Source organism: Microbulbifer sp. TYP-18 (assembly GCF_040932045.1).
Lineage (GTDB): Bacteria > Pseudomonadota > Gammaproteobacteria > Pseudomonadales > Cellvibrionaceae > Microbulbifer.
On record NZ_JBFRBC010000002.1, the window covers coordinates 1 to 2,952 of the forward strand.

Here is a 2,952-nt window from a genome sequence, read left to right on the forward strand (position 1 = left end):
TGATAGTGTATTCGGCTTCAGCGAAGGTCAGTTGGCTCATGATTGAATCTGTGTATGTTGGAAATGGGGTAAATTATGCCAGACTGGAGCAGTTTTTCAGAGGTTCCCTAACAGTAAATTCCTTTTTTCCAATAGGTGCTCCAAATTTCATAAATAAGCTAACATTTATATACTGATCACCATGACCACTATTATCCCGATTACTGCCCTGGAAGCAATTCTGCACCGTTTACCTACAATTCGCATCAAAAAAGCTAGTTGCATGGATCTGGTGTTACCCAATTTTTATGAGTATGTCCCCCAAAAATAGAGGACGAGTAACGATCCTGTAAAGTGATGTTGGAAGGGCGGGCTAGAAACCCGCCTTTACCCAATTAAGTGCTCCAACTAACGATCTTCCTTAGAAATGAAGCTGTAGGCAGACTTATCTGTTTCTATAGCATATCCAAAAAGAATATTTGAAGAAATAACAGGCGTCACTTTCAAAATATCCACTTCATTGCTAACTAACTCACGCTTTATCAACTCATAACTGGTGTTGATTTCTTGCATATTTGGGCTGATTGAACTTGCTCCAAACATAACTATAACTTTGCCATCACTCGTTCCAGCCACCTTCATTTCTACACCAGATATAAAAACCTTCTTTGTTGGACCTGACAGGCTAGAGCAATCTTGTTCTAGCTTGTAGGGACTATTACAGGTCATACCAATAGCAGAAATGGAATCATTCTTTAATGAGTCGGGTACTAGAACGGGAGGGTTTGAGATGCAAGCTGTTAGCAATGTAGCTATAAATATTATTAATATGTTTTTGATCATTTCTCGTCCTTTTGTTTTGAAGTAAGTAGTTTAGAGATTGCCTCATTAATAATCTCTTCGGGTTTCTTCCTTACCAAAGATGTTCGATATGAATAAGCTGAAGCTAATAACAAGCCCGATTCCTTCTCATAAAAACGGATATCAACATTTAATAAATACCATGTTATATCCTGCTGCCACTGACCACCATAAACAATCTTTATATCATAATTATCAATAGCCCCTAATGTGTCTAGCAGTATATTAAATCCCTGTTCTTGTAGTTGACGTTGGATTATTTGACCTAGACCCCTCTGATCAAATTGATCAGGTACTATTTTATAAACCAAGCTACTATCAATAGATGCGCCAGGCACAATATAGCTTCCAACATTACTCGAACAGCCTGGAAAGGTTAAAAAAAAGCAAATAAGGGGGATGATTTTATATTTCATGAATTTCAAATTTTGGTGTTATTAGTTGCACTTAACCCTTAAATAGTGATCTCCATGACCACTATTATCCTGATTCCTACCCCGTAAGCAATTGTGTAGCGACTCCCCGACGTAATAATCATCAAATCAGGCCAATGGCTAAATTTTATACAGCTCAGCGATGCAGCTAGTAGCTCCACACATTAGCCCGGGCCCGCTCACCCGGTACGGGATCAAGGTCATCCAGGTGTAAGAATCGGCCGCCATGAGCCCCTTTCTGCTCCACCCCGATACCAGTAAAGCTCATATCTATCTCCAAGTATAAAAAAACCACTCAATGATCGGTTTATTCACGTGTCAAATATTGTAGCAAGCGCAATATATCCTTATTTGTTGTGTACTCCGAGCTTAACTATCAGCATTGTAAATTCACCTATGTGCTGGATTAGCACCCAAAGAAATTGTTCATATCCACATATGCCTCTTCAGTGCTAGGATGGACTGGTTTCATTGAAACGTTTACGTATATTTTTGAAAAATTAGAATCAAATTTCCAAAGCTCCCATTGATCCATATCGTTCTCTACATAACGTTTTAGCAGCTCAAGCATTTGCTTAAACTCAGCATCACTCAATTTACCCAAACAAACCATATTTTCTTGCCTTTTATAAGTATATTGCGGTGTTGAATTGCTACTACACATGACGCTCTCAACAGGGGTCGAAAAACCAGAACGAAGCGGGGTTTTTTTAGCCCCCTGGCTGGCCTTATTAGCGTTTGACCCGCTCCAACAGGTCGATTATTTCTAGCACAACCATCTCTGGCTCATCGTTTTGTGGGTAATGGTAACTTTTTTCAGTTAACACGGCCTTTCCTTGAGGAAATGAGTTTACCCAGTTGAAATGCAATTGCCCCCACATTCTTCTGGCCTCATCGGTAAAAAATAGTAATGGAGGCTTCTCATACTTTTTTATTGATGCAATGACTGTCACAGGAATATCCGGTATCTGAGGATAATCTGGTAACGGTCTTTTAGCCCAGAAATCTAGATATTGATTTGACATACCATTTTTAAGATCTCCTAGGGCCTGTTAACACTAATTAGCCGGTCAGCGATCAGTGAAAAGTTGATGAAGAACTTAAAAACGACATCCAATTTGTCAAATCGACTAAATATTCTTCGGAAACCTTTCAAGCGGCGAAACAGACGCTTTACTTCATTTCGCTTTTTATACATCTCTTTGTCGTACTCCCAAGGTGTCAGTCGATTGACCTTCGGAGGTACGACAGGCGTCATACCTAAATCCAAAACGAGTTGTCGAGTGTCATTTCCTTCGTAGGCCTTATCCATGATGACGCTGGCACCTTCCNAATAGCCTCCGGGCTGTGACCTGACTTCTTCAGTAGATGTGAAGCCAATGCTCGGACTTCATGGAAGGTTGGCCTGAGTTTTCTAGCCTCTTCAGCAATTTACGGCCCTCTGGCGCATCGCCAGATTGACCGGGGGACAAGGAAAAGGTCAGCGCAGTGCGGTCATCTGCCGCTACCATGTGAATCTTAGTTGACCATCCACCTCTTGATTTTCCAATGGCTTGTGGGCCGTTTTTTTTAATGCGCCTGTGCCGTCTGGATGGACTTGAATGATCGTACTGTCCAGAGAAACTTCATCCACTTGAATGTTGATCACATCGGCATCTTGAAGGACACCAAAGACATG

At 41.0% G+C, this 2,952-nt stretch carries 4 protein-coding genes and 1 pseudogene; all 5 read right to left on the reverse strand.

The genetic code is table 11. From position 1 onward, the window contains the following. Positions 1-387: 387 nt before the first annotated feature. Complete coding sequence (locus tag ABVT36_RS02240) at positions 388-822, reverse strand: hypothetical protein (RefSeq protein ID WP_368455066.1); 435 nt, start codon at positions 820-822, stop codon at positions 388-390. Next, on the reverse strand, positions 819-1,256 hold the full coding sequence (locus ABVT36_RS02245) for a hypothetical protein (protein ID WP_368455067.1): 438 nt from the start codon (positions 1,254-1,256) through the stop codon (positions 819-821). The genes ABVT36_RS02240 and ABVT36_RS02245 overlap by 4 nt, the downstream gene beginning before the upstream one ends. 424 nt (positions 1,257-1,680) lie before the next feature. Then, positions 1,681-1,938, reverse strand: a complete 258-nt coding sequence (locus ABVT36_RS02250; RefSeq protein WP_368455068.1) for a hypothetical protein — start codon at positions 1,936-1,938, stop codon at positions 1,681-1,683. A 67-nt stretch (positions 1,939-2,005) separates the two neighbouring features. Continuing rightward, positions 2,006-2,299 carry a hypothetical protein gene (locus tag ABVT36_RS02255; RefSeq protein ID WP_368455070.1) on the reverse strand — a complete coding sequence of 98 codons (294 nt, stop codon included), beginning with the start codon at positions 2,297-2,299 and terminating at the stop codon, positions 2,006-2,008. A 17-nt stretch (positions 2,300-2,316) separates the two neighbouring features. After that, positions 2,317-2,952: pseudogene (locus ABVT36_RS02260) on the reverse strand (IS5 family transposase); the annotation flags it as partial.

Coding starts and splice junctions, on each gene's coding strand:
- ABVT36_RS02240 (WP_368455066.1), bottom strand. CDS start 822: ATGATCAAAAACATATTAATAATATTTATAGCTACATTGCTAACAGCT.
- ABVT36_RS02245 (WP_368455067.1), bottom strand. CDS start 1,256: ATGAAATATAAAATCATCCCCCTTATTTGCTTTTTTTTAACCTTTCCA.
- ABVT36_RS02250 (WP_368455068.1), bottom strand. CDS start 1,938: ATGTGTAGTAGCAATTCAACACCGCAATATACTTATAAAAGGCAAGAA.
- ABVT36_RS02255 (WP_368455070.1), bottom strand. CDS start 2,299: ATGTCAAATCAATATCTAGATTTCTGGGCTAAAAGACCGTTACCAGAT.